Here is a 6,883-nt window from a genome sequence, read left to right as displayed (position 1 = left end):
TGCCCATCCCGACCCCAAACGCCCCTCCCCGGCATTTGTTCCGTCGAGGCGGAACTTTTTCAAAAAATCCGCGTTATTGTTCGGGCTTGCAGTCAGCTTGACCTGCTACGCAATCACGTCATTCTGAGGGAGACGTCTTACCATGAGCTTATCCGCCACCATCGCACCACATCTGCCCTTCCTGCGCCGCTTCTCGCGGGCTGTTTCCGGGTCGCAAGAGAGTGGAGATGCGCTGGTAGCCGCGATGCTCGAAGCCATCATCGCCGATATCGAGATATTTCCCGAAGCATCGAGCGACCGCATCGCGTTGTACAAGGTTTTCGCCAAGCTGTTCACATCGGTCGCCATCCGCGTCCCACAGGAGCAGGCGCAATCGGCGTGGGAACAGCGCACCGCCGCCAATCTGAATGCAATTGCACCACGGCCCCGTCAGGCGTTCCTGCTCGTGGCTGTCGAAGGCTTTAGTGAGGACGAAGCGGCTGAGATCCTCGACGTCGGCGACCAGGAGTTTTCAGAGCTGCTTGCCCAGGCGAGCAACGAGATATCCCGCCAGGTGGCAACCGACGTTCTGATCATCGAGGATGAACCGCTGATCGCCATGGATATCGAAGAAATGGTCGAGAGCCTCGGGCACCGGGTCGTTGGAACGGCGCGCACCCATGCCGAGGCAGTGATGATGTTCGGCAAGACACGGCCGAAGATGGTGCTGGCCGACATCCAGCTTGCCGACGGCAGTTCCGGCATCGAGGCCGTGAACGAGATCCTGTCATCGACGTCGGTGCCGGTCATCTTCATCACCGCCTTCCCCGAGCGCCTGTTGACTGGCGAGCGACCGGAACCGGCCTTCCTGGTCACCAAGCCGTTCAATCCCGACATGGTCAAGGCGCTGATCAGCCAGGCACTGTTTTTTGACCGGCAGGCGAAAGCAGCCGCATAGTCGCGAATTGAGGAGTGGAGGAATTGAGGAATTGAAGGCGATAGCCTCGCTCGCCGATTTCTCCAGATCATCAAAATCGTCAATTCATCAATTCCTCAATTCTTCAATTCTTCACTTCGGGCCGCCTGATCCACGCATCGGGCGGTGAGGGCGAATTTCCTGCGCGTCCGGCTGCCGAACGATTTGCAAGCTCGGTCTTTTTCGGCAAAGGGTGGGAACAAACCGCAACCACCCACGTTTTTATCGCATCATTCGAAGGAGATGCATCATGCTTTACTGGGCGCTCGTATTTCTCGTCGTTGCGATCATCGCCGGCGCGCTTGGTTTCGGCGGCATCGCCGGTACATCTGCCGGCATAGCGCAGATATTGTTTTTCATCTTCCTCGCTTTCCTGGTCATTTCGCTTCTTGCGGGCCTGTTCAAAAGGGCTTCGTAAAGACGGACGGCCGAACACTGGAAGCCGCACCCCTCAAACGGTTTCCAGCCACCGCCGGGCGGTGTCCTTCAAAGGACGCCGTCCGGCGGACCGTTTTTTGGCGGCGGGTTCGGGAAACCTCTTTGGAACCCATTCACCGGTGAGCCGTTCAGCCTGAATTGGGTGGACAGTTTGGCCGATGGGTTCCAGGACCGGAAACCAGGAAGGACGACGTGCAAAGCGATGAAGTCATCGCCCTCCATCCTGCCGAAAGCGGCATGCAGCTCGGCCGCGCCCTTCTTCACGCGTTGCACAATGCCGGCATTTCCGTTCTCTACCAGGATCGCGAGATGAAAACCGTATGGGCGCGCAACATGCGTGCGCCCTGGGTTTCGGACACCGCCGACAGCATCGGTATTCTGCCGGAGGCGCAGGCCGACCGCATCGGCGCGGCCAAGCGCGACGTCATTGCATCCGGCAACCCCCAACGTCTCGAGATCAGCGTTCCCGTCGAGGATGGCAGCCGCTGGTTTGAGGTCTGGATCGATGCCGACCACGGCGACGGCGGCACGGTGCAAGGCGTCGTCACCACGATGGTCGAGACGACCGAGCAGAAGCGCCGTGAGCAGACCCTGACGACGCTGTTGCGGGAGGTGAGCCATCGCTCGAAAAACCTGCTGGCGATCATCCAGAGCATAGCCACCCAGACCGGTCGCTACTCCGACAGCATCGGCGATTTCCTGACACGTTTTCGCGGCCGGCTGCAATCGCTGGCTTCGTCCCAGGATCTCGTGACCTCTTCCAACTGGCGGGGCGCCGCACTTCGCGAACTCGTATCGGGCCAGGTGGGCCGCTACGGCGGCGATCCGGTTCGCAGCCTGAGGTTTCAGGGGGCCAACCCCTATCTCAATCCCAACGCTGCCCTGCATATCGGCCTTGCGATGCATGAACTCGCCGTCAATTCGGTGAGCTATGGCGCCCTGTCGCGGCCCGATGGATTCGTCAATGTTACAGCCAACCTGACCGCCGCCGACACGGGAACCTCCCTGTCGTTGACATGGGCCGAGGCAATCGGAGCCAGTGATGTCAGGCGTAGCGAGAAGCGCTTCGGCAGCGTCGCACTCGAACGGGTCGTGCCGGCGTCACTGAACGGAACGGCGACGCTCGAAATCGCGGCTGGCCGTCTCGAGTACCGCCTTGTCGTTCCACACGGCAATTTCGAGACGGATTGAGCGACCCGAGCTTTCTTAACCAGCTGTTCACCATAAAAGCAGATGCTGTTTTTCCCAGATACCGCTGGAACCTGTTGCATCACCGAACATTTCCGCAGCAGGATTTGCAGCATGGTGCGGGAGGGAATGCCTTGACGGTTGCCGATATGAACAGACTGGAGCAGGCCGCCCGGATTTCCATGGGCGAGTTTGAGGACTCCGAGTCATCCGCGCCACCGCTGGCCCCTGTCCCCAACGGAGCCTTGCGCCTTGTTGCGTTGGCCTTGGTGGCGGTGATCGTGGTGGTCGCCCTGTACCAACTGGTCTATTGAGGCCAGCTCGTTTCGGCCGGCGACAGAATCAATTGTCGCCGTCTTATTTCCCTGCCCGGCCAGCGCGCCAGGAACTTTGGCTGATGTGGACCGTTACTATGGCGAGAGGACTTTCCCGCCATGGAACATATCGCTGCATTGCTGCTGGTCATCGGTTGCTCGAACACGATGGCCGACTGCCGTGAACTCCAGGTGCCCGTCAGCATTTTTGCGACCGCCGAGCAATGTGTGGCCGAGCGCCCATTCGTCTTGGGCGACGTGCAAGGGCAGGCTGATCACATCGTCGCCAAATGTCTTGCCGTCGATCCGGTGCTTGAAGACGACTATGATCAGATCGTCTGGAACGTGCGCGCCGATGGTACGCTTGACGCTTCTTTGGCGATTTCCAGCCTGGTAATGGCGTCGAACGCGGCAGGCCCAGAAAAAGACTATCTTCACCAACAATAGATTGCAGCAGCAAAGGCCGTCATTTCATGCTAAATGGCAGCTGGAGCTTTACCAAGTGAGGACAAAAAGTGAGGAGTGACTCTATGCGGAAGATGATTATTGCCCTGGTTGCGGTGGTTGCCGTCAGCGGCTGCACCTCGACCGAACAGGACGTGGTTGGCGGCGGCTTGATCGGCGCCGGTGTCGGCGGCTTGGTCGGCGGCGGCAAGGGCGCGCTGATCGGCGCGGCCGTTGGCGCCGGTTCCGGCCTGCTGGTGCGCAATCTGCGCAACGGCTATTGCCAATATCGCGATCATCGCGGCCGGATCTACACGGCTCGCTGCAACTGATTCGGCGATAATCGAAACGTCGAACCGGAGGCTGGTCCGCTGGCCTTCGGATTTTTCATGTCCGGACGCTTGATCCTTTTCGGGAGAAGGTCGCGCTCAATTGGCGAGTGGAATTTTGATTTCCACGTTCAGCCCATTGGCCTGGTAGTCGCGCTTGATCGTACCGCGTAATTCGCGCGTCACGTTGAGATCGATCAGCTTGGTGCCGAAGCCGGTTTCGGCGGGAGCTTCGAGTTTCTTCTGCCCGTTTTCGCGCCAGTTCAGGGCCAGCGTCCTGTCGCGCCCACGCCCTTCCAGAGACCAATCCACTTTCAGTGCCCCCACGGAATTGCCGGCTTCGCCGTATTTCAGCGCATTCGTCGCCAGTTCGTGGAAGGTCAGGCCGAGCGCTTGCGTCGTGGTTTCGTCAAGCAGCACCTGCGGCCCTGACAGCAGCCCCTCGGGCAACTCCTTGCCGAACACCTGGCCGAGTTCGATGCGCAAGAGATCGCCAAGATCGGCCTTCTGCCAGCGAGAGCGCGTCAGCATGTCCTGGGACGCTGCCATCGCCTGCAGCCTGGCCGAGAAAGATGCGGAAAACTCGTTGACGTCGGTAGCCCGCGATGCCGTCTGGCGCGCGATCGCCAGCACCCTGGTGATCGAATTCTTGATGCGATGCTTCATCTCCTGCAGCATCAGGTCTTTTTCGATCAGGCTCTTTTCCGTGGTTTCGTGCAACCGCGACGCTGCCTCATAGGCCCGCTCCTGATATCGCGCCACCAGCGCGATGGCGCCCGCCAACAGCAGGCCGAATAGCCCCAGCATCACCGGAATGGCGCGCGACGACGGCTGCGAGAAGGCGCTTGTCGGCCGGAACAGGACAGTCCATGGCCGTCCGGCGACGATGATCTTTCGGGTGACCAGCAGCCTGTCCCCGAAAGTCGAAGCCGGCGGCGTCTCCGACCGGAACAGCAGATTGTCGCCGCTCACGGCACCATCGCCGTCATAGATTTCGGTGTTGACCGGCAGTAGCGGCGACCGGCTGAGCGCGGTCTGGAACAGATCGCGAGCCCGGAAGGCCGCATAGAGAAAACCTGATGTCGAGGATCTCGAAGCATTGATGACGTCGGGAGCGGTTTCGACATTGAGCCGCACGAAAACGAAGAAGCCGGTGAACGTCTGCGAGGCGCCCGTGTCCTGGCCCAGTTGCACCAACCCGCTGGCGTGCTGCTGGTCGTCGGACATCGCCTTTTCGATCGCCACACGCCGCATCGATTCGCTGAACATGTCGTAGCCGATGGCGGCTTGGTTGGATGGATCCAGCGGTTCGAACAGCACGATAGGGGTACGCCAGGGTTGCGTGGTATCCGGGTAGATTGGATGACTGACGCCATAATCGTGCAGCATATCGCGTTCGACCGTCGCCTCGTCGCCCGTCTTTGCCAGCCTGAGGAAACCGATGCCGCGCAAGCCGGCGAAATTCTTGTCGACATCGAGCGCGTTGAAGAACGCCTTGAACTCATTGCGAGAAATATCGCCATTGCGGGCGTCGAACAGGGCCTGCGTCGAGCGCAGCAGCGACAGATGCAGGTCGATGCGGCTCTCGATCCGGTTGAGCGCGTCGTCGGCAGTCGCCTCGAACTTGATGCGCGCGGCTTCCTGTGTGGCGAAATAGGCGAAACCTGCCATCACCATGCTGATTAGTGCGACGGCGATAAAGGCGATGATCGGGAAAAGCTTCTTCAACGGATCGTGCGGTCCCTGAGCGATATCGGACCTTTATGGGCAAGTCGCCGTGCCAACACAATGCCAAGGCCAAGCCATCCTTACGGCTGGCATATCACGTGTCCGGCAACCGCGAGCTGGCTTGATCTCAGGCCGCGATCTTCAGCGCGCCCGGTCCTGGAATGGCGCCCGGCGGGCATTTGCCAAGAATGATCATCCCCAGCACCTCGTCCTGGGTGACATCGGTGGTGCGGGCGGTGCCAACGACCTGGCCGTTCTTCATGACGCAGACCCGGTCGGCAAGCTCGAACACATCGTGGATGTCGTGGCTGATCAGGAAGATGCCGATGCCATCGGACTTGAGCTGCTTGACCAGTTCGCCGACCTGCGCCGTTTCCTGCGGACCAAGCGCCGCAGTCGGCTCGTCCATGATCAGGATGCGGGCGTTGAACAGGATCGCACGCGCGATCGCCACCGATTGCCGCTGGCCGCCCGACAGCTTGATCACCGGCTCCTTGAAGCGCTGGAAGCGGGGATTTAGCCGACCCATCACCTTGCGCGCCTCGGCCTCCATGGCAACGTCGTCGAGCGTACCCCAGGCGGTCATCAGCTCGCGGCCGAGGAACAGATTGGCGGCGGCGTCGACATTGTCGGCCAACGCCAGCGTCTGGTAGATCGTCTCGATGCCGTATTTCTTGGCGTCGCGTGGATTGGAGATCGATGCCTCCTCGCCGTTGACGAAGATCTGGCCCGAATCGCGCTTGTAGGCGCCGGACAGGATCTTGATCAATGTCGACTTGCCGGCGCCATTGTGGCCGAGCAGCGCCACGACCTCGCCGGGGAAAAGATCGATCGAGGCGTCGTCGACGGCGCGGATGCCGCCAAACGCGATCGAGATGTTCCTCATGTCGATCAGCGCGGTGGCTGCAGGAGCAGTCTTGTCATTCATGGCATGCCCTCCTAGACGCGCTTGCGATAGACGGTGTCGAGCCACACGGCGATGACCAGTACGGCCCCGACGACGATGCTCTGCAGCGGCGAGTCGACGCCGAGCAGCACCATGCCGGACTGCAGCGACTGCATCAGCAGCGCGCCCAGCATGGCGCCGATGATCGTTCCCGATCCGCCGGCAAGCGACGTGCCGCCGATCACGGCGGCTGCAATGACGAGCAGTTCGTCGAGCGTTCCAAGCACGTTGGTGGCCGAATTCTGCCGGGCCGAGGAGATCGCCGCGGCAATCGTGGCCAGCACGCCCATGATCATGAACACCTTCATGGTGATCCATCGCGTGTTGATGCCGGCGAGATTAGCCGCCTCGGGATTGCCGCCGATGGCGAACACATAGCGGCCGAAACGGGTGCGGTTGGTGATGAAGGTCATCACCAGCCCGACGGCGACAGCCATCAGCACCGGTATGGCGATACCGTGGGCGATGAACAGGCCGCCTTCGGGAACGGTGATGTTGTTGGCGGCCGCATATCTGTTCACGATGCCGATCGGCCAGGGGT

General features: G+C 60.8%; 8 protein-coding genes and 1 pseudogene. 6 read left to right on the top strand and 3 right to left on the bottom strand.

The genetic code is table 11. The features are described from left to right. Positions 1-142 precede the first annotated feature (142 nt). From EN749_RS27520 to EN749_RS27495, 6 genes are all read left to right on the top strand, one after another. Complete coding sequence (locus EN749_RS27520) at positions 143-937, top strand: response regulator (protein ID WP_023810997.1); 795 nt, start codon at positions 143-145, stop codon at positions 935-937. Between the two features lie 268 nt (positions 938-1,205). Next, positions 1,206-1,373: a DUF1328 domain-containing protein gene (locus EN749_RS27515; RefSeq protein ID WP_013529282.1), complete on the top strand. Its 168-nt coding sequence runs from the start codon at positions 1,206-1,208 to the stop codon at positions 1,371-1,373. A gap of 257 nt (positions 1,374-1,630) precedes the next feature. After that, complete coding sequence (locus EN749_RS27510; RefSeq protein WP_245491509.1) at positions 1,631-2,584, top strand: sensor histidine kinase; 954 nt, start codon at positions 1,631-1,633, stop codon at positions 2,582-2,584. After that, positions 2,581-2,895 (top strand): hypothetical protein, encoded by a 315-nt coding sequence (locus EN749_RS39075; protein ID WP_236383520.1) that lies wholly within the window; start codon positions 2,581-2,583, stop codon positions 2,893-2,895. Before EN749_RS27510 ends, EN749_RS39075 begins: the two co-directional genes overlap by 4 nt. 120 nt (positions 2,896-3,015) lie before the next feature. After that, positions 3,016-3,342, top strand: a complete 327-nt coding sequence (locus tag EN749_RS27500; RefSeq protein WP_127267715.1) for a hypothetical protein — start codon at positions 3,016-3,018, stop codon at positions 3,340-3,342. A gap of 83 nt (positions 3,343-3,425) precedes the next feature. Beyond that, a complete protein-coding gene (locus tag EN749_RS27495) occupies positions 3,426-3,671 on the top strand; it encodes a membrane lipoprotein lipid attachment site-containing protein (RefSeq protein WP_023810994.1) in 246 nt (81 codons plus the stop codon). A 96-nt stretch (positions 3,672-3,767) separates the two neighbouring features. Here EN749_RS27495 and EN749_RS27490 read toward each other — a convergent pair whose 3' ends face one another. The 3 genes and pseudogenes from EN749_RS27490 to EN749_RS27480 form a co-directional block, all read right to left on the bottom strand. Continuing rightward, positions 3,768-5,396, bottom strand: coding sequence for a CHASE domain-containing protein (locus EN749_RS27490; protein WP_128288238.1), 1,629 nt, complete (start codon positions 5,394-5,396; stop codon positions 3,768-3,770). Between the two features lie 127 nt (positions 5,397-5,523). Then, entirely contained in the window at positions 5,524-6,324 is an 801-nt protein-coding gene (locus tag EN749_RS27485; RefSeq protein ID WP_127267717.1) for an ATP-binding cassette domain-containing protein, read from the bottom strand. A gap of 11 nt (positions 6,325-6,335) precedes the next feature. Then, positions 6,336-6,883: pseudogene (locus tag EN749_RS27480) on the bottom strand (sugar ABC transporter permease); the annotation flags it as partial.

Source organism: Mesorhizobium sp. M7A.F.Ca.ET.027.02.1.1 (assembly GCF_004022985.1).
In the GTDB taxonomy this organism is placed as follows: Bacteria; Pseudomonadota; Alphaproteobacteria; order Rhizobiales; family Rhizobiaceae; genus Mesorhizobium.
The sequence above is the reverse complement of the archived record's forward strand: the minus strand, read 5'-3'. Positions and strand labels throughout refer to the sequence as shown.

Coding starts and splice junctions, on each gene's coding strand:
- EN749_RS27520 (WP_023810997.1), top strand. CDS start 143: ATGAGCTTATCCGCCACCATCGCACCACATCTGCCCTTCCTGCGCCGC.
- EN749_RS27515 (WP_013529282.1), top strand. CDS start 1,206: ATGCTTTACTGGGCGCTCGTATTTCTCGTCGTTGCGATCATCGCCGGC.
- EN749_RS27510 (WP_245491509.1), top strand. CDS start 1,631: ATGCAGCTCGGCCGCGCCCTTCTTCACGCGTTGCACAATGCCGGCATT.
- EN749_RS27500 (WP_127267715.1), top strand. CDS start 3,016: ATGGAACATATCGCTGCATTGCTGCTGGTCATCGGTTGCTCGAACACG.
- EN749_RS27495 (WP_023810994.1), top strand. CDS start 3,426: ATGCGGAAGATGATTATTGCCCTGGTTGCGGTGGTTGCCGTCAGCGGC.
- EN749_RS27485 (WP_127267717.1), bottom strand. CDS start 6,324: ATGAATGACAAGACTGCTCCTGCAGCCACCGCGCTGATCGACATGAGG.